18 protein-coding genes, 1 pseudogene and 1 other annotated feature are annotated in these 20594 nt (G+C 27.7%); of the genes and pseudogenes, 13 read left to right on the top strand and 6 right to left on the bottom strand.

Annotated features, from left to right (window positions below; all coding sequences use genetic code 11):
- Nucleotides 1-82: 82 nt before the first annotated feature.
- Complete coding sequence (locus HF850_RS07190) at nt 83-622, top strand: isochorismatase family cysteine hydrolase (RefSeq protein ID WP_169104784.1); 540 nt, start codon at nt 83-85, stop codon at nt 620-622.
- A gap of 93 nt (nt 623-715) precedes the next feature.
- Here the strand turns inward: HF850_RS07190 and HF850_RS07185 are convergent, their stop codons facing one another.
- Nucleotides 716-1504 (bottom strand): histidinol-phosphatase HisJ family protein, encoded by a 789-nt coding sequence (locus HF850_RS07185; protein WP_169104783.1) that lies wholly within the window; start codon nt 1502-1504, stop codon nt 716-718.
- Between the two features lie 218 nt (nt 1505-1722).
- Between HF850_RS07185 and argF the strand changes: the two genes are divergently transcribed.
- On the top strand, nt 1723-2712 hold the full coding sequence (gene argF / locus HF850_RS07180) for an ornithine carbamoyltransferase (RefSeq protein WP_169104782.1): 990 nt from the start codon (nt 1723-1725) through the stop codon (nt 2710-2712).
- A 77-nt stretch (nt 2713-2789) separates the two neighbouring features.
- Nucleotides 2790-3593 (top strand): histidinol-phosphatase HisJ, encoded by an 804-nt coding sequence (gene hisJ / locus HF850_RS07175; protein ID WP_169104781.1) that lies wholly within the window; start codon nt 2790-2792, stop codon nt 3591-3593.
- 157 nt (nt 3594-3750) lie between these two features.
- On the opposite strand, the gene HF850_RS07170 is transcribed toward hisJ, so the two are convergent.
- Nucleotides 3751-4365: a LysE family transporter gene (locus HF850_RS07170; protein ID WP_169104780.1), complete on the bottom strand. Its 615-nt coding sequence runs from the start codon at nt 4363-4365 to the stop codon at nt 3751-3753.
- 165 nt (nt 4366-4530) lie between these two features.
- On the opposite strand from HF850_RS07170, the pseudogene HF850_RS16130 reads away from it, so the two are divergent.
- The 10 genes and pseudogenes from HF850_RS16130 to gatB all read left to right on the top strand — a co-directional run bounded on the left by HF850_RS16130 (nt 4531) and on the right by gatB (nt 16697).
- A pseudogene (locus HF850_RS16130) lies at nt 4531-5709 on the top strand (PLP-dependent aminotransferase family protein).
- 194 nt (nt 5710-5903) lie between these two features.
- Nucleotides 5904-6608, top strand: coding sequence for a response regulator transcription factor (locus tag HF850_RS07155; RefSeq protein WP_169104777.1), 705 nt, complete (start codon nt 5904-5906; stop codon nt 6606-6608).
- Nucleotides 6595-8820, top strand: coding sequence for a HAMP domain-containing sensor histidine kinase (locus HF850_RS07150; RefSeq protein ID WP_243159432.1), 2226 nt, complete (start codon nt 6595-6597; stop codon nt 8818-8820). The genes HF850_RS07155 and HF850_RS07150 overlap by 14 nt, the downstream gene beginning before the upstream one ends.
- A gap of 167 nt (nt 8821-8987) precedes the next feature.
- Nucleotides 8988-9332 carry a hypothetical protein gene (locus HF850_RS07145; RefSeq protein ID WP_169104776.1) on the top strand — a complete coding sequence of 115 codons (345 nt, stop codon included), beginning with the start codon at nt 8988-8990 and terminating at the stop codon, nt 9330-9332.
- A gap of 82 nt (nt 9333-9414) precedes the next feature.
- The gene (locus HF850_RS07140) at nt 9415-10515 is read left to right on the top strand and encodes an alpha/beta hydrolase (RefSeq protein WP_169104775.1); all 1101 of its coding nucleotides are present in this window, start codon (nt 9415-9417) and stop codon (nt 10513-10515) included.
- A gap of 404 nt (nt 10516-10919) precedes the next feature.
- Entirely contained in the window at nt 10920-11105 is a 186-nt protein-coding gene (locus HF850_RS07135) for a hypothetical protein (RefSeq protein WP_169104774.1), read from the top strand.
- A 693-nt stretch (nt 11106-11798) separates the two neighbouring features.
- The gene (gene aspS / locus HF850_RS07130) at nt 11799-13088 is read left to right on the top strand and encodes an aspartate--tRNA(Asn) ligase (protein WP_169104773.1); all 1290 of its coding nucleotides are present in this window, start codon (nt 11799-11801) and stop codon (nt 13086-13088) included.
- A gap of 423 nt (nt 13089-13511) precedes the next feature.
- A complete protein-coding gene (gene gatC / locus HF850_RS07125) occupies nt 13512-13790 on the top strand; it encodes an Asp-tRNA(Asn)/Glu-tRNA(Gln) amidotransferase subunit GatC (RefSeq protein WP_169104772.1) in 279 nt (92 codons plus the stop codon).
- Between the two features lie 15 nt (nt 13791-13805).
- A complete protein-coding gene (gene gatA / locus HF850_RS07120; RefSeq protein WP_169104771.1) occupies nt 13806-15245 on the top strand; it encodes an Asp-tRNA(Asn)/Glu-tRNA(Gln) amidotransferase subunit GatA in 1440 nt (479 codons plus the stop codon).
- Between the two features lie 12 nt (nt 15246-15257).
- Entirely contained in the window at nt 15258-16697 is a 1440-nt protein-coding gene (gene gatB, locus HF850_RS07115) for an Asp-tRNA(Asn)/Glu-tRNA(Gln) amidotransferase subunit GatB (protein ID WP_169104770.1), read from the top strand.
- A gap of 69 nt (nt 16698-16766) precedes the next feature.
- Here the strand turns inward: gatB and HF850_RS07110 are convergent, their stop codons facing one another.
- From HF850_RS07110 to HF850_RS07095, 4 genes are all read right to left on the bottom strand, one after another.
- A complete protein-coding gene (locus tag HF850_RS07110; RefSeq protein ID WP_169104769.1) occupies nt 16767-17129 on the bottom strand; it encodes a YccF domain-containing protein in 363 nt (120 codons plus the stop codon).
- Nucleotides 17130-17249: 120 nt separating this feature from the next.
- Nucleotides 17250-17543, bottom strand: coding sequence for an acetolactate synthase small subunit (ilvN, locus tag HF850_RS07105; RefSeq protein ID WP_169104768.1), 294 nt, complete (start codon nt 17541-17543; stop codon nt 17250-17252).
- Nucleotides 17536-19308: a biosynthetic-type acetolactate synthase large subunit gene (ilvB, locus tag HF850_RS07100; RefSeq protein WP_169104767.1), complete on the bottom strand. Its 1773-nt coding sequence runs from the start codon at nt 19306-19308 to the stop codon at nt 17536-17538. The genes ilvN and ilvB overlap by 8 nt, the downstream gene beginning before the upstream one ends.
- A gap of 147 nt (nt 19309-19455) precedes the next feature.
- Nucleotides 19456-19706 (bottom strand) — a binding site (T-box leader).
- Nucleotides 19707-19883: 177 nt separating this feature from the next.
- Complete coding sequence (locus tag HF850_RS07095; RefSeq protein ID WP_169104788.1) at nt 19884-20459, bottom strand: serine/threonine protein kinase; 576 nt, start codon at nt 20457-20459, stop codon at nt 19884-19886.
- Nucleotides 20460-20594: the final 135 nt, after the last annotated feature.

Below are 20594 nucleotides of genomic sequence, written 5' to 3'. Positions count from 1 at the left end.
CAGATACATTGAAAAAGGAATGAAACATAAGATTTTATAATTTTTTATAGATTTTTATAAGTTTTCAGTAACGGTAAATATAATGAATAAATTGCTGGTAGTAATTGATTATCAAAAGGATTTTGTAGACGGAGCATTAGGGTTTAAGAAAGCTGAAACATTGGAAGAGGGAATTTATAATAAGGTTAAAGAATATCTTGATAATGGTCAAAAAGTAGTATTTACGTATGATACTCATTATGAAAATTATTTAGAAACAAGGGAAGGAAAGAATCTTCCAGTTCCACATTGTTATATAGGTACAGAAGGTCATGAACTATATGGCAGGCTTAAAGAATTTAATAATCTTGAAAACACATATCATTATAATAAAGAAGCTTTTGGAATAGCACCTAAAGATATGATAAGATTAACTGAAGAAGTAGGCTTAGATGTTGACACAATTGAATTTGTAGGTGTTGTAAGTAACATGTGTGTTATAAGCAATGTTGTAACTTTTCAATCCCAATATGTTAATGCTGAGCTTAGTGTTGATTCAAACCTTACAGCAAGTTTTGACGAAAGTTTACATGAGAAAGCTATGGATGTAATTGAATCTCTTCAAGTGAAGGTTGTAAGATAGGATATTAATTTATATAGAGGTATAGATATTTTTTAATTAAACAAAAGAACTATAAATTTAATTGTAAAGCTAAATTTATAGTTCTTATTTTATTTATAGAATTATTCCATTAGGATTTCTTTTTTCAAAAGTGAATACATATTTATATCCTAGAGTTTTTAGAAGCTCATATGTATGTTCTATATTTTCACCAACTCGTTCAGAGTTATGGGCATCAGAACCAACTGTTATTATTTCTCCACCTAAATCTTTATACATTTTTAATACTTCAATTTTGGGGAATAATAAGTTTTTAGAAAGTCCAGATGTATTTATTTCAATTCCTTTATCCTTTGATATAAGAATTTTTAATATATCATATATAATATTTTTATAAGTATTAAAATCATATATTCCATGCTCATCAAAAGCATATCTCTGTACTAAATCAAGATGACCAAGTACATCAAAATTACCACAGTCTGCTAATGTTAATACTTCCTTAAAATAATTTTCATAAGTAGAATTAACACCTGTTTCTTTTAAATTGGTTCTAAGACCTTTACTATTTATATTATGTATTGAGCCAATAATAAAATCTAAATCGTGTTCTTTGTAATATTTATTGAAATCATCCTTATAAAGATGATATTCACCAACTTCAAGCCCTGTTTTAATTTTAATTTTGCCTTTATATTTCTTAGATAAAGACTGTATTGTATTGCTGTAATCATTAAAATCAAAATAATTATAACTTGAATCATGTGGATTAAAACTTATATGTTCTGTCATGCATATTTCATTTATATTGGATTTTATTGCACTTAGCACAGCCTCTTCAATAGTTTGTATAGCATCAAAAGAAAATTTTGAATGCATATGATAATCGCTTAAATATTTCATCTAAAGTTTCCTTTCTTTGTATAGTTATTGTTTTATTATAACATTAAGTTAAAGTTATAAAGTAGTATTTAAATAGAAAGTGAATATAGATAATTAAAAGTTCTTGGTTTAAAAAGATAACTTAGATAGTACTGAAACTTTTAAATATGCAAGTATTTGAATAAATATACAAATATGGTATAATTAAAGTATAAGAAAGTAAATTGGAGGTAATAAGCATGGCAATAAATTTAAAAGGAAGAAGTTTTCTAAAACTATTAGATTTTACATCACAGGAAATAAGATATTTAATTGATTTATCAAAGGATTTGAAATCCTTAAAGAGAGCTGGAATAGCTCATGATAATTTTAAGGGAAAAAACATAGTTTTATTATTTGAAAAGACTTCTACAAGAACAAGATGTTCATTTGAAGTGGCTGGTAAAGATCTTGGAATGGGGGTTACTTATCTTGACGCAGCAGGTTCTCAAATGGGGAAAAAAGAAAGTATTGCTGATACTGCAAGGGTTCTTGGAAGAATGTTTGATGGTATAGAATATAGGGGGTATAGCCAGAAGATAGTAGAAAAACTTGCAGAATATTCAGGTGTTCCAGTGTGGAACGGGCTTACAGATGAATTTCATCCAACACAGATGATTGCAGATTTATTAACTATAGAAGAAAAGTTTGGATATCTAAAAGGAATTAATTTTGTTTATATGGGTGATGCCAGAAATAATATGGGTAATTCATTAATGGTAGCCTGTGCTAAGATGGGACTTAACTTTACTGCATGTGCACCAAAAGAATTATTCCCTACAGAGGATTTGGTTAAAGTTTGTAAAGAAATTGCTAATGAAAATGGTTCGACTATAACATTAACTGAGAATGTTAAAGAAGGAACTAAGAATGCAGATGTAATTTATACAGATATATGGGTATCAATGGGTGAACCTGAAGAAGAATGGGATAAGAGAATAAATCTTTTAAAACCATATCAGGTAAATAGTGATTTAATGGCTAATGCAAAAAAGGATGCAATATTTATGCACTGTCTTCCATCATATCATGATTTAGAAACAGTTATAGGAAAAACTGTTGGCGAAAAATATGGAATGGATGCTCTAGAAGTTACTAATGAAGTATTTGAAGGAAAACAGAGTGTTGTATTTGATGAGGCAGAAAACAGAATGCATTCAATTAAGGCAATAATGGCTGCAACTCTATAATTTTCATAATATTGTGCTTCTTATTATAGTAAAATATAGTAAGAAGCTATTATTGAATTTTGAGAGGAGTTGTTATTATGATAGATAAAAAATTATATCTAAGGGATGGACATATTCATTCACCATATTGTCCTCATGGAACAAAAGACAGCCTTGATTTATATGTAGAAAAAGCATTAGAAAAAGAGTTAGAAGAAATAAGTTTTACAGAACATATGCCATTTGGTAGCTATTTTATGCCTAATAAAAAATTTTTAGATGAATGTGCTTTAAGTAAAGAGGATGTACAAAAATATTTTGATGATGTTAATAGAGTAAAAAATAAATATAAGGACAAAATAAAGACAAATTTAGGATTTGAAGTTGATTTTATTGATGGATTAGAAGAGGAAACAAAGGAGCTTCTGAATACATATGGTCCTAATTTAGAAGACGGATTATTATCTGTTCACTTTATAAATATTAATGGTGAGTATATGGCTGTAGATGGATTAGATGGTTTAGAAAAAGCTATAGAACTTCTTGGATCTATAGAGAAAGTATATGATAAATATTATAAAACTCTTCTTAAAGCTATAAAGAGTGATCTTGGCAAATATAAACCTAGGAGAATTGGACATCCTAATTTAGTTAGAAGATTTAATGAATTATATCCAATAGAGTATAAGAATTATAAACTTCTAGAAGAGATTGCAAAAGAAATTAAGAAGAAGGATTATGAAGTAGATATTAATACAGCTGGTCTTAGAAAAGAGTATTGTAATGAAATATACGTAAGTGGGTATTTTAAAGATTTAGTTGAAAAGTATAATATAAGAGTTGTGTTTGGATCAGATTCTCATGAATCCAAAGATATTGGAAGTGATTTTGATAGATTTTAGGAGTTATATTCAAAAAATAAAACTACTTATAAAATAGTATTGTATGTATAATTTTAAATTGCAAAAAGGAGCTTATGTTTATAATTGTTTGAAGATTATAAACATAAGCTTTTTGCAAATTATAAAATGTTGTTATTAGAATTTTAAAATAGTAGATTTACAATATTTCTATTAGAAAGTTGTATCCTATCCTGCATCCATAGTAAATTACTATAATACCACAAAGAATATTTATTATTTTTAGCACTTGCGAATTAAAAGATTTTTTTAGTATATTAACAAAAGTTCCTAAAGAAAAAAACCATACTATTGAAGAAGTACATGCTCCTAAAATAAAATATGTAATCAGTGAATCTGGTATTGAAGCTCGAAGAGAACCGAATAACATAGTGCTATCTAATATTGCTTGAGGATTAGCCCATGTTACTAGGAAACAGGATAAGATAATTTTTTTTATATTATTATTAGTTTTTATACTAGTATCAATAACAGGTCTACTTTTTAATAACTGAAACCCAATTATGATAATTGTTAATGACCCTAAACAAAGAATTATAAGTTTTAAAATAGGAAGTTTGCTCATTGCATATCCTATGCCAAAAAAGCTTGCAAGACTTAAGGAAATATCAAAGAAAGTAGTTAGTATTACAACAAAATACATTTGGGATTTTTTTTGAGAAATAGCGCTATTTATTACATATAGATTTTGCATACCAATAGGTGCAAGATAAGCTAGTCCAATTATAAAACCTTTAATTATAGTTTCAATCATATTTTTCTCCTTTCAACTTTAAAAATATTACTATTTAATATACAATAATTACTTTTTTCAAGTCATATATTATTATTTAAAATATTTGTTGTACCCATCCAAAATTTGATTTATTAACCAACCAAATTTATACTATTTATATTGTGGAATATATTAACAATATAAATGGGGGATTTTATTAATGGTGGAGAATTCCAAGAGAATAAGCCTATAGTAAAGGTTATTAATAAAATGGAGTATGAGGATAGAGTTATCAGGCTTAGTACAGGAGAATTATCTCCTGATTTTATACAAAAGGAAAAAATTAAAAAGGTATTTGAAAACATTCCTAAAAATTTAACTAAATTAAATTATTTAGAGCCTTTAGGACTTAAAAGTCTTAGAGAGGAAATATGTAAAAGAGTAAAAAACATAGGTATAGAAGCAGAAGTAGATAATGTATTAATAACTTCAGGTTCACTTCAAGCGTTACATTTATTATCAATATGTATATTAGGAAGAGGAGCTAAGGTATATACAGAAAATGTGTCTTATATAAAGTCTCTTAATTTATTTCAGTCATCATGAATAGAACTTTACGGAATACCAATGGATAGAGAAGGTATTGATTTATATAAAATACCAAAATCTGATCAATATTCAGATATGTCTTCTATAATTTACACAATTCCATCATTTCAAAATCCAACTAATATAGTAATGAGTCAAAATAGGAGAAAAGAGTTAATAAACTTTTGCAATGCAAATAGGCTACCTATAATTGAAGATGATGCTTATGGAGAACTGTATTTTGATGAGATTAAGGAAAGACCTTTAAAATCAATGGATAAAAATGGTAATGTATTATACCTTGGATCAATATCTAAAACTCTTGCACCAGGGATACGGATTGGATGGGTTATTGGTCCACAATCTGTAATTAAAAGACTTGGTGATGCAAAAATGCAGATTGATTATGGTGTTAGCTCAATTTCTCAATGGTTTTTATATGAATTTTACTCTAGTGGATTATATGATGAATATATAAAGAAAGTACGAAAAGAATTAATGAAGAAAAGAAATATTATGCTTGAGTATTTAGAGAAATATTATAAAAATATAGCATCATGGAATATTACAGAAGGTGGATTTTATTTATGGATTAGATTTAAGGATAAAATTGATACAGATAGACTGTTCTTTAAAGCTATAGAACATAAAATTATTATAAATCCAGGAAGTATATATGGTGCTAAAAGTAAGAATTTTGTTAGGTTATCATATGCATATGAAACTGAAGAAAACATTAAAGAAGGGCTGAAAATAATAAGAAAAATAATAAATGATGAAATGATTAGAATTTAATAAATAATTCTTTATAATTTCTTTAGATTTTATTAGAGTGTATCTTAAAAAATTAAATATATTATAAGGTTACAGTAAGTAAGAAGGAGGAAAGCACATGGGTTGAGGAATTTTAATCATTTAAACTTTCGTATATTTTACTGTACTTTATAATCAAAATAGATTAAGAAAGTTTTAATATACGGGGTGTTAATATGGAATTATATAATGTTTTAGTAGTAGAAGATGAAAAAGAAATTTGTGATGCGATAGGAATTTATTTAAAAAACCAAGGATACAATGTTTTTAAAGCGTGCAATGGAATAGAAGGAATTAAAGTTATTGAAAAAGAAAATATTCATTTGGCTATAGTAGACATAATGATGCCTAAGATGGATGGGATAACAATGGTTATGAAGCTTAGAGAGCATTATGAATTTCCGGTAATAATGCTTTCTGCAAAATCAGAAGAAATGGATAAGATAATGGGACTTAATATTGGAGCTGATGACTACGTAACAAAGCCATTTAATCCAATGGAACTTCTTGCAAGGGTAAACTCTCAGCTTAGAAGATATAAGAAGTATCTAAATGTTGTGAAGGGAAAGAATGAAAAGAGCAATATTTATGAAGTTGGGGGAATTGAACTTAATACGGATACTAAAGAAGTAACAGTAGATGGGGAAGGGGTAAAGCTTACTCCAAAGGAATTTAATATTTTAGAACTTTTAATGAAAAATCCAGGAAGAGTCTTTTCGGCAGAAGAAATTTATGAAAGAGTATGGAATGAAACTGCCATAAGTACTGAAACTATAATGGTTCATATAAGAAATATAAGGGAAAAGATTGAAATAAATCCTAAAGAACCAAAATATTTAAGAGTTGTATGGGGAGTTGGATATAAAATTGACAAGCAATGATAATTTAAAAAAAGAAAATACAAATTTAATTAAATCAGAGAAAGTATTAATTAATCTAATTGCATTTGCAGTAATGATAATTATGGCTGTTGCTATAACACGCTTTTATCCACAGCTTAAACGCATATCTAAAATGCAGTATGAGTCAGTATATGATGATGTTAATTTAATGGAAAGTATAGCTAACTGTAATATGTTTTTATACAAGGAAGTACTAGATAATAATAGTAATGAAAATTTATCGCTGACTGATGCATTTATTAAATCCTATGATGAAAAATCATTACCTAAGGGAAGTGAAAGTGATTCGGGAAGCATAGAATCTACTAATATTAGCAATATACTTTATAATAGGTACTCAGAGGGGAAAGATAATTTAAATAGTAATTTTAAAAATCTTGATTATGTTGTATTAGATAAAGATCACAATGTACTTTTATCTAATAATAAAAGTGAATTAAAAGATGTGGTATTAAATTCTGAAGATAAAATACAACAATTAAAGGATGTGTACGGTTTCTTTGTAGCAGTAAATTATAATGAAAGTGGTAAAGTGCAGATAATTAACTGTACAGGGATAGAAGAATTTTCTGCTAGGGAGACATTCGGAAATAATATTGATACTATTATTGGAAATAATTTGACAAGAAGATATAATCTTAAATTTAATAATATTAAGGATACTACAATTATTTATGGAATACCTAAAGAACTAAAATATAAAGATTCTATAGCTGATATAGTAAATAGAAGAATTAATGGTGGAATTAATCAAGATAGAATAGTAGTATATGGATTTATTGTAGGATGTATTATACTTATGGCTGCACTTGTAGTTCCATATAAAAAATCTAAACAAATAGCTGGGAATAGTAAGTTTTTCAATGTACCTTTTGAAATAAACTGTATTTTATATGGATTGGCTACAATTATCTTTGTAAGTATGGGATTTACTTTGGTAATGGGAACTCTAACTGGTGAAGCAGAAACAGTTATAGTAAATGTATTAAATATATCCTCAAATGTTAGCTATATTGTTTATGCTATTAATGTTGCTTTATGGACAATGATAATTTACTTCATATTAAATGGCGTTACATTATTAAAACACATATTTAAATATGGCTTTAGATCATATATGAAAGAGAACCTATTAATTCTAAGAATATGGAAATTTGTAGTAAGAAAATCTGATAAATTATACTATTATATTATTCATATAGATTTATCAGATAAAACAAATAAAGACTTGATAAAAATTATTGCAATAAATTTCGTTATTTTATCATTAATAAGTATTATATGGGTATTTGGAATAATAGCTGCATTTGTGTATAGTGTAATATTGTTTGTTATAGCTAAGAAATACTATGATGATATTAAAGATAAATTTAGAAAACTTTTAGCTGAAACTAATAAAATTGCTAATGGAAATCTAGAAGGCGAAATAACCGAAGATTTAGGTATATTTAATCCATTTAAGGATGAACTTAAAGAGATTCAATCAGGATTTAAAAAAGCAGTAGATGAAGAAATAAAAAGCCAGAAGATGAAAACAGAGTTAATTTCAAATGTTTCTCATGATTTAAAGACACCATTAACTTCAATAATTACTTATGTGGATCTTCTAAAAAAAGATGATATTACAGAAGAGGAAAGAAAGTTATATATTGATACATTAGATAAAAAATCTCAAAGACTTAAATTTCTTATTGAAGATTTATTTGAAGTAAGCAAAGCCAATAGTGGCAATGTTAAAGTAAATTTAGTTAAGGTTGATATAGTTGAATTGATTAAGCAAAGTGAATTTGAGTTAGAAGATAAATTTAATAAGTCAAAGCTAACAGTTAAGAATAATTTTCCAGAAGATAAAATAGTATTAAGTCTAGATAGTCAGAAGACTTTTAGGATTTTTGAAAATCTTTTTAATAATGTAAGTAAGTATGCTATGGAAAACTCTAGGGTATATGTTGATGTTATTGAAGATGAAAATGAAGTGACTATATTGATAAAAAATATATCTGCTGATGAAATGAATTTTAATAGTAATGAAATTATAGAAAGATTTACAAGAGGGGATAAATCACGTAATACAGAAGGATCAGGTCTTGGGCTTGCCATAGTAAAAAGTTTTGTAGAGTTGCAAAATGGTAGATTTAATATAGACATAGATGGAGATTTATTTAAAGCAGTAATAAAATTTAATAAATAATTTTTAGTAAGGAATAGTGAATACTTTCATTATTCCTATTTTTAAATAAAGTAAATTAAAGTTTTGTTGATTTTTCAATAATATTTAAAAAATGAAATGATTGATAATTTTTTGAAATCATATTATAATACACATTGAAAAAATATGTATATAGATTGGAGATTATGATGGAAAAATTATTTCAAGTTAAAGATGTAGTTTTTTATAAAGAAGATTTTTTAGATGATATAAGAGAATTTGAAGATATATTACCAATTATTCAAGAATTAAGCTCAGATTTATCTTATGAAGTAGTTGAAATTGCAGGAGATAATGGATGCTGTGATGATACTAAAAAGAATGTTTTAGTAGAGATAATAGGATACTTAGATGAAAATGATGAGTTTATAACAAGAGATGAAAGAGAAGCTTTAGGACTTGCAGCTATGGGGAAAACATTTAGCTTGTTTGTCATTACTGTTCATAAATGTACAGCATGTGGTAAGTGGACTATATCAATATTGGAAGAATAAAAAATTGTATGCAGTTAGATAAAGTTATTGTGACTGCATACTATTATATTCATTATATACAATTAAAAAGGGGATTTTAAGAATGCAAAAGATAAATACAAAAAGTATGTTTTTTAAGATTGTTTTATGCTTAATGCTTTTTGGACAAGCTATACTTAATGTAAATTTTTTGGGGGTCAAAGCGTATGCATCTGAAGAAAATAGGGTGATGTCTAAAATTGGAATAACTGAAGATAATTATTCAGAAAAGATGAATAACATAGTTATGCCATTTATAGAACAGAGATTAGAAAGCGGTTATATTACAGGTGAAGAGAATGTTCAGCTTTATTACGAAAAATATATGACAGATTCGGCAAAAGGTAATATAGTTATTTCTCATGGATATAGTGAATCGCTAGAAAAGTATCATGAAGTAATATATTATTTTTTAAATAATGGATATAATGTATTTGCAATTGAACATAGGGGCCATGGAAGATCAACAAATTTAGGAGTTAAAGATACAAGTCAAATCTATGTTAGATATTTTAATCAATATATAGAGGATTTTAAAACTCTATTAGATGAGGTAGTTGTTCCTAATTCACAAGGAAAAAAATTATTCCTTTTTGCTCATTCAATGGGAGGAGGAATAGGTGCTAAGTTTTTAGAAGATTATCCTGAATATTTTAATGCTGCTATATTAACAGCACCTATGCTTGAAGTTAGTACTGGAAATGTTCCAAGTTTTATAGCAAAAACTATTGTGAAATTGGCAGTAGCATTTGGAATGGATGGAGAATATGTAATGGGAAAACAGCCATATACACCTGAGTATGATGTAAATCAAATAGGAACAAGCTGTCTTCCACGCTACGAATATATACATGATATAGTATGTTCAAATGAGTCATTCCAAAAAGGTGACTGTGCAAATAACTGGTTAAATGAAGCATTTAAAGCTACTAGTGAAATTATAAAGAAAAAGAATGCAGAAAAAGTTAAAATTCCTGTAACTATAATTCAGGCAGGAAAGGATACTTATGTAAGACCTGGTGGACAGAATAAATTTGCAGAAGGCGCAGAAAACTGTAAAATTATAAGAATAGAAAATGCACGTCATGAAATGTACAATGAAAGTGATGATATTCAAAAACCATATTTTGAAGAAATATTTAAATTTTATAATGAAAATTTATAATTAGTTAAAGCTCTGAAAGATTCAGAGCTTTTTTATATAAACTATTATATGAGTTTATTAATGTAATATAAATTAAGTTAATTAATAAAGTTATATGAATATATTGGAATATTATTTCTTTATTAACAAAAAGAGAAAAAATACATTTATCTTTAAGAAATAGTTAAAAAATAGAGGTTTGTATTGAAAAAAAATTACAAAAATATTTATAATTATAATATATTATCAATTAGGTGTGCTGCTATGAGGAACGATATTAATATTATATGAAATTGCGTTGTTACTAAAATTTTACAAGATTTATTAACTAATTAATGAAATAAATTAAATTTTAATAAATGATATTTAAAAGAGTAATATTAATATAACTTAATAGATTGTATTAGTTTAAAGGGGGGAGTATTATGCGCAAAGCAAAAAGTAATAGGATATTTATCATAGGTGGGGCAATATCAATTTTTATATTTATTCTACTAGGGAGTATATTTATTAATAAAGCATATCATGGTGGGGAAAATGTAATAAAATACTCCAATATCAATAGAAGTGATATGCATCCATTAGATTCACTTAGATTCAAAATGCTGTAATAGACTTTGAAATGTAGGTAAAAATAGATATAAATTTCTTGTAAAATTTATATATGTTGTGTGTAGATAAATCAATTAAATTGAATAAGAAGTAGATATTTATATATTATTTTTATAGAAAAAATAATAAAAAATTTTCAAAAACTATTGATTTATAAAAAATAAAGCAATATAATAAATACAACATCAACGAAAAGTGATGTGTTTAACAAATTAATAAATGCTATGATAAAGAAAAGTAAATTCTATTGATGATTTTTAGAGAGCAGATGATGGTGGGATATCTGTATGAGTCTTGAATTGAAGAACACTTAGGAGCAGCTAACCGAAATTATTAATTTTTATAATTCTAAGAGTAGACTTAGCCGGTATCACACCGTTAAAAGTGAAGGATATAGAGAAAGATAAAGCTTTTATTTTATAGATTAAATTTACTTTCAAGTATTTTTATAAGCAGGGTTTAATTTGTAAAGTTATAAGCATTTATAAATTAAACTCTGTATTTATTTGAGGAGAACTTTTTAAGTTAACTAGGGTGGTACCGCGCGATTATATCTCGTCCCTATGCATTGTAAGTGCATAGGGACGAGTTTTTTTATAGGATAAGTTAAAAAGTCTATATATTTTTATAAAATTTAAATGTAATAAAATTCAATAAAAGTAAAATTAAAGAAAAAAGGAGAGCGATAAGTAATGAATAGAATATTTATAAAAGATTTAGAAGTAGATGGGGAGAAAAAAGTATTATTAAGAGGATGGGTTCATAAAATAAGAGATTTATCTCATGTATCATTTGTAATGCTTAGAGACAAATCAGGAATAATACAACTTGTATGTACTAAAGAACAAATAAAGGGGATGAGATTAGAAAATTCTATTGAAGTAGTAGGAGTTGTTCGTGAAAGTGAAAAAGCTATAGGAGGAATTGAAGTAGAAGTTTCTGAAATAAAAATAGAAGGACAAGTTTATTATGATAAACTCCCATTTGAAGTACAGAGTTATAAAGAAAAAGTATCTTTAGAAACTCAATTAGATTACAGAACAATTTCTTTAAGAAGTCCAAAGAGAAAAGCAATTTTTAAAGTTCAAAATGAAATAGAAGAAAGCTTTAGAAAATATTTTAAAGAACACTCTTTTGAAGAAATTCATACACCTAAAATAATTAATTCAGGCACTGAAGGTGGATCAGAAATGTTTACTGTGAATTACTTTAACAGAAGAGCATTTTTAGCACAAAGTCCTCAGTTCTATAAACAGATGATGGTAGGAGCTGGTTTTGAAAGAGTATTTGAAGTAGGATATGCCTATAGAGCTGAACTTCACAATACATATAGACATTTAAATGAATATGTAAGCTTAGATGTTGAAATGGGATTTATAAAAGATGAAACTGATCTTATGAAAGTAGAAGAAGATTTTATCAGAAGTATGTATAAACATTTAAAAGAAACATGCAGCAAGGAATTAAAAATGTATGGTGTTGAAGTTCCAGAAAAGATAGATATTCCAAGAATTCCATTAAGTGAAGCACAAGAAATACTTTTAAGGGAATATGGTAAAAAATCACCAGTTGGAAATATAGACAATGAAGGAGAAGTACTATTTGCAAAGTATGTTAAAGAAAAATATAACAGCGATTTTGTATTCTTAACTGAATATCCAACAGCTAAAAGACCTATGTATGCAATGGAATTTGACCATGATCACTCAATTACAAGAAGTTTTGATTTAATATTCAAAGGTCTTGAAATAACAACTGGTGGACAAAGAATACATGATTATCAAATGTTTAAAGAAAAAATGGAAAGACTTGGCCTTGATTTAGATGCATTTGGATTCTATCTAGATACATTTAAATATGGAATGCCACCACATGGAGGATTTGCAATAGGTCTTGAGAGAATAACAATGCAAGTTCTAGGACTTTCAAACATAAGAGAAGCAGCATTATTCCCAAGAGACATGAAAAGATTAGAACCCTAAGTGAGGGGACAAATTAAGTGAGAGTCCAAATTTAATATTTGGTTACTCGAACTTACACCTACGAACACATGTGAGTAGTGTGTTTCCTGTATTTAGCAGAACTTAAGTGATGTTCTAAATCTTTGATTCAGGTAACAGAACTTACTCTGTGAGTACCCAGCGAACGAATGTGAGTCGGGTTTCAATTGACAGTTTACAGTTTAAGGATAAAATTCCTGACGGAATTTTTAGAAATTATATTTTGATAAATAGATAAAAGTTGTGTTTTGAATGTTATATTGAATGATTTAATTTAAAAAAATAATAGATAAAAATAGAAGTAGTTCAGCAGTTTTCTTGGTTTCAGGATGATAGTTTTAGTTAATAAAAAACTGTCAACTGTTAACTGATAACTGTTAACTGAAAAGAAAGTGGTGTTAAAAAATGAGTGTAAGTATTGATGAAGTAAAGTATATAGCAAATTTATGTAAACTTAAATTTACTGATGAAGAAGCAGAAAAGTTTGCAAAAGAATTTGAAGGAATATTAGATAATTTTAAATATTTAAGTGAATTAGATCTTACTATTTATAAAAATATTAAAAAAGAATATAAGCCAGTAATAAGAAAAGATGAAGTTAAGGAATTTGAATGTAAGGATTTATTTAGAAATGTTAAATCTATGAGAGATACTTATATTGAAGTACCAAAGATTATTGAATAGGGGGATTAAATAGCAATGAGTATGAGCATAAAAGAAATGGTTTTAAAAATAAAATCTCAAGAAATTACAAGTGAAGAATTGGTTCATTCATATATTGATCAAATCAAGGAAAGAGAAAAAGACGTTAATGCATTTTTAACATTAATGTGTGATGAAGCTATTGAAAAAGCCAAAGAAATAGATGAAAAAATTAAGAATGGAGAAAAAACAGGTAAGTTAGTAGGAATTCCCATAGCCATTAAAGACAATATATGCACAGAAGGTACTAAGACAACTTGTGCATCTAAAATGCTTGAAGATTTTATACCACCATATAATGCTACTGTAGTTAAGAAGTTATTAGCAGAAGATGCAATAATTATTGGAAAAGCTAATATGGATGAATTTGCAATGGGGTCTTCTACAGAAAATTCTGCATTTAAAAAGACAAGTAATCCTAGAGATTTAACTAGAGTGCCTGGAGGTTCATCAGGTGGATCGGCAGCAGCAGTTGGAGCAAAAATGTGCCCGGTTTCTCTAGGTTCAGATACTGGAGGATCGATTAGACAGCCAGCAGCATTTTGCGGAGTTGTTGGACTTAAACCAACTTATGGATTAGTATCAAGATTTGGACTTATAGCTTTTGGTTCATCTTTAGATCAAATTGGACCAATTACAAATTCTGTTGAAGATAATGCTTATATTTTAAGTATAATTGCTGGAACTGATATGTATGATTCAACAAGTATAAGAGATTTGAGTGAAATAGATTATACTGAGTCCTTAAAAGAGGGAATTAAAGGCATAAAGATTGGTGTGCCTGAAGAATTTTTTGGAGAAGGTTTAGATTCAGAAATTGCAGAGTGTATTGAAAAAAATTTAAAAGTATTAGAGCATTTAGGAGCTGAAGTTGAAAGATTTTCATTACCTATAATAAAGGATGGTTTAGCAGCTTATTATATTATGTCATCTGCAGAAGCAAGTACAAATCTTGCAAGGTATGATGGTATAAGGTATGGTTATAAAACTGAAAATTACACAAGTGTAGATGAACTTATGTTAAACAGTAGAACTGAAGGTTTTGGGGAAGAAGTAAAAAGAAGAATAATGATGGGAACTTATGCATTATCATCTGGATACTATGATGCTTATTATAATAAAGCAGAGCAGTTTAGAACTAAATTAAGATATGATTTAAAGAAAACATTTGAAAAATATGACTTAATAGTAGGACCTGTATCTCCTGTATTACCATTTAAGCTTGGTGAAAAAAATCAAGAGCCTTTATCAATGTATTTAGCGGATATTTACACAGTTAATGTTAACCTTGCTGGAAATCCAGCTATTTCACTTCCTGGAGGAGTAAGCAAAGAAGGAATTCCAATAGGAATTCAGATTATAGGTGATACATTATGTGAAGAAAAAATTTATAAAGCAGCTTTTGCATTAGAAAAAGCTTTAAATCTTGATTTGTAGGAGGGGAAAATAATGAATTACGAAACAGTTATAGGATTAGAAATACATGCTGAACTTAAATCTAAAACAAAGATATTTTGCTCGTGTTCAACAAAATTTGGAGCAAGACCTAATGAAAATACATGTCCAATATGTACAGGGGTACCAGGTACACTTCCTGTATTAAATGAAGAAGTTGTAAATTTGGCAATCAAAGCTGGATCAATACTTGGATGTAAGATAAATAAATTTAATAAAATGGATAGAAAAAATTATTTTTACCCAGATTTACCTAAAGCATATCAAACTTCTCAATTTGATATTCCAATATGTTCAGGAGGACTTGTTAAATTTGAACATGAAGGTAAACAAGTAAAAGTAAGATTAAATAGAATTCATATAGAAGAAGATGCAGGAAAATTAGTCCATCTTGAAGGTGAACCAATTTCTTTAATAGATTATAACAGAGTTGGAGTACCACTAGCTGAAATAGTTACTGAGCCAGATATGAGAAGTGTTGGTGAAGCAGTTGCATTTATGAAAAAGTTAAAAGAAATGCTTCAATACGCTGGAGTTTCAGACTGTCGTATGGAACAAGGTTCATTAAGATGTGATGCAAATATTTCTTTAAGACCTGTTGGTAGTGAAGAATATGGAACTAAAGTTGAATTGAAAAATATTAACTCTTTTAGAGAACTTCAAAAAGCTCTAGAAAAAGAAGAAAGTAGACAAAAAGAACTCTATAGTTTTAATGAGGGACATAAAATAGTACAGGAGACTAGAAGATGGGATGCTGGTAAAGGAAGAACAATGCCAATGCGTTCAAAAGAACAGGCACATGACTACAGATATGTTGTTGAACCAGATTTACCACCAATTATAATTTATGATGAACAAATTAATAAATTAAGAGCATCAATTCCAGAAATGCCAGATAGTAAGAGAGAAAGATATACTAAGGAATATGGAATAAGTGAAAAAGAAGTAGAAATATTAATTGATAATATATATCTTTCAAAGTTCTTTGAGGAATCTGTAAAAGAAGGTGCAGCACCAAAGAGTGCAATTAATTGGATATTAACCGATATTATAAGACTTTTAAAAGAAAAGAAAATTGAAGCTTCTGATATGAAGTTGAGTTCAGATAATTTTGTTAAACTTCTTAAGATTGTTGATGAAGGAAAAATAAGCAATAATATTGGTAAAGAAGTGTTGGAAGCAATATTTGATGAAAATAAAGATCCACTAAAAGTCATTGAAGAAAAAGGGCTTATGCAGATAAGTTCAAGTGATGAAATAGAGAAGATTGTAGATGAGGTTATAGCAGCAAATCCTCAATCAGTTGAAGATTATAAATCAGGTAAAAAACAGGCTGCTGGTTTCTTAATGGGTCAAGTAATGAAAGCAAGTAAAGGAAAAGCTAATCCAAAAGTTGCAAAACCGCTTATAGATAAGAAATTAAATGAATTGTAAGAAATAAATTTATATTAAAAATACGCACAAATATACCGTATATATTTGTGCGTATTTTTAATATGAAGTTTAAACGACTTCTTTACCGAATGGCATAAGAGAAAGCCATGCTAGTTTTACTGACTGATATGCAAATGGAATTCCAACAATAGTAATACATAAGCATGCAGCACTAATTAAATTAGCAATACATAATTCAAGACCACCAAAAATAATCCATAATATATTTAAAATTAAAGTCATAGATCCAGAATTTGTATCAACTACTTCTTTACCAAATGGCGCTAGCTGAAGTGCTGCCATTTTAAAGCATTGTTTTCCAATAGGTATGCCTATAATAGTTATACACCATAGAAGTCCTATGAGAAACCAACCGATAGCATTAAAAAAGCCTCCAAATATAAACCAAATTATATTACCTAAGCAGCTCATGTGCGATTTTCCTCCTAAGATTAATACTTACACCATATTATACTACAAATGTTAATGGAATTTGTATAATTTATTATATTTGTTTGAATAATAGTTTAATTATACAAGAGAATAAAATAGCTAGTTTATTTTAAGAACTTTATTAAGATTTTGGAAAACTGTCTGATCATAGTCTTGATGAATTGAGACTTCAAGAACATCATAAAGTTTTTCAAGCTGTTTTATTATCTGTTCTAAAATAAAGTCGTTTTTTACTAAAAGAAACATTTTACTTGTTGAGCCATCTCCGATCTGAGCACATAAAATACCTTCTAAGTTAAATGCACGTCTTGCAAAGAGTCCAGTAATATGACTCATAACACCAGGATGGTTTCTTACTAATAATTCGATAAGGTAAAAGTTAGTGTTAATCATTATTTTCACATCCTATCATTTCAAGATTTGATTTACCTGGCGCAACCATAGGAAGTATGTTTTCACATTCCTTAATTGGTATGTTTATTACACATGGGCCAGAGTATGCAAGCATTTCTTCAAGCTTTTCAAGAGGATTTTCCTCTTCGGAAAGATTACATGATTTGATTCCAAAACCTTGGGCAATCATTTTAAAGTCAGGGTTACATTCAAAATGTGAAGCTATATAATGTTCGTTATAAAATAACTGTTGCTGTTGTCGTACAAGCCCAAGGTGATGATTGGAAAGAATTATTACTTTTACGTTTAAATTCTGCTCACTTAATGTAGCAAGTTCCTGAAGATTCATTAATATTGAACCATCTCCACTAAAACATAAAATAGTTTTATCTGTATTAACCAATGAAGCACCTATTGCAACAGGTAATCCAAATCCCATAGTACCAAGGCCACCCGAAGTAAGAAGAGTTTTTGGTGTTTTAAATGGATATCTTTGAGCAACCCACATTTGATGTTCTCCTACGTCAGTAGTAATAATACTGTCATCTGGTACTTTTGAAGCAATATATGGCATAAGATTAGCTGGATGAAGAGGGTCTTCATATTGTGGAAGAGGATATTTGTCTTTGAAACAATTTATTCTTTTAATCCATGAAGTTCTTTCTTTTTCAGCAATGAATGGAAGTATTTCGATTAAGAAATCTTTAATATCAGCTACAAGTGAAAGACTACTTATTTTTACTTTATTTATTTCAGATGGATCTATATCTATATGAATTATAGAAGCTTTAGGACAGAATTTTTCAATATTACCAGTAGCTCTATCATCAAATCTTGTTCCTAATGCTAAAATCAAATCAGCTTCATTAATAAGGTAATTGGTATATGGAGCACCGTGCATTCCTAACATTCCTAAATTAAGTTCATCATTTGATGGGAATACTCCTAAACCCATAAGGCTTAATGTTATAGGAATATTATTTTTCCTTGCTAATGTATATAATTCTTTAGATGCACAAGAGTTAATTACACCTCCACCTGCATATATAATAGGTTTTCTTGCACTATTTATCATTTCTGCTATACATTCAAGGGTTGATTTCTTTAGAATTGATTTATGTGTCTCATTTATATGTTCAATATTTCCACATATGTTTGATTGAATTACTGAATCATTGATTTCTTCTTTAGTTCTTTTTGAAGACTCTGAAATAGATTGATGAAATGGTTTGTTTTTTGTAAAATCTTTTTCACTTACATCAATAATTTGAGTTTGGATATTCTTTGGGATATCTATTAAAACAGGACCTGGTCTGCCTTCTAAAGCAATTTTAAAGGCTTCAGGAATAATAGTAAATAATTCGTGTATATCTCTTATTAAGAAATTATGTTTTGTTATTGGAATAGTAAGTCCATAAGCATCAACTTCTTGAAAAGCATCTGTACCAATAGCGGAAAGAGGAACTTGTCCTGTAATTGCTATAAGTGGAATAGAATCTAATTTTGCATCAGCAATAGCTGTTAATAAGTTTGTTGCGCCAGGTCCAGAAGTTGCAAAGCATACTCCACAGCCTTTGTTAGCCCTTGATATGCCTTGAGCAATAAATGCAGCACCTTGTTCATGGCGTGCTAATATATGTTTTATATTGCTTTTAAACAAAGCATCATATATAGGAAGATTAAATCCGCCAGGAATGCCAGCAATATATTTTACATGTTCATTTTCTAATAATTTTATTACAATTTCAGCACCATTATATTTCAAATAAATCACTCCTTATATAGCATATGATAATTATTTTGGTATAAATTTGTGTGTTATAAAATATTAGTTTATTTATTATAATCACGATAATAAAAATTTATTTATTATTTATAAAGAATATATAATATAAAAACTCTTCGACCTATATTATAGGACGAAGAGCAACTCATCGCGGTACCACCTAAATTTGCATATAATTATGCACACTCATAACAATACAGATAAACTATATCATTTCCCTTTTAACGATGGGTATACGTTTAATTTTACTCTCTAAGTTATAGATTTCTATTAAAAAGTCAAAGGCTAGTTCCATACTAATTTCACGAGGATTTACAGCAGCCATCCTCTCTCTTTGCTTAGATTATGTATGTAATACTCCTTATCAATCTCTTTGGCAATTATTATATTAATACCAATTATACTCAAAATATAATATATATGTCAATAAAATGAGCTTTAAATTAATAAATTAATTATTTTAAAAGGTTAATTATTATATTTTTATAATAAAGCTTAGCTATAAGAGTTGATTTAAATATAGATTATAAAGCAAACCAACTCTTAACTAAAAGTTATGCATACATATTAATTTTTATATTTTTTTTAGAGTTATAATAAAAGTAGTTATAACCATCTATCCAGTATTTTAATAAATCAGGTCTGTAGTTTACTAAGTTTTTTAAAAAGTTATCAAATATATTTAAAGAAACTAACACCTTAATAATATCTTTTGGATAAGGTGTATTTTTAATGAAAATTTTTCTTGGATCTATAACTTTTATTTTTTCATGTTCATCTACGAAAATATGAGCATTTCTAATGTTTAGCCGTTTAAATTTCATATTTTTGAAGTCTTCGATAAGGTCTATAATTTCACATGATAGGTTATAAGAAAGTCCATGTTTTTTTATATATTCTTTTAGTATAATTCCATTAACATATTCTCTTAAAACCATGTTATGGGCTATAAATAAAACTTTTGGGAAAAATCTACTTTCATTTACACGTTCAAGTATTTCTACCTCATCTTTTGCTTTACTTTGTTTATAGAATATTTTGAGTGCGTATCCTTCAGGGGTTAAATATACAGCACCTTCATGTCCTTTTCCTAAGAACTTACATTCTTTGATATCTAAGATGTATCTCATTTTATACCTTGATAAAATATTGATTTTTACTATTATATGATTTATTACGTTTAAATTTTCATTTTTGCTGAAAAATAAATAGTAAACAATTTGAATATTTATAAGCATAAATACATAAAAAAATAATGGAAAAGG

Origin of the sequence: Clostridium sp. SM-530-WT-3G, assembly GCF_012843905.1 — a bacterium.
Lineage (GTDB): Bacteria > Bacillota > Clostridia > Clostridiales > Clostridiaceae > Clostridium.
Note: the sequence above shows the minus strand (reverse complement) of the source record. Positions and strands in the feature narration are given on the sequence as shown.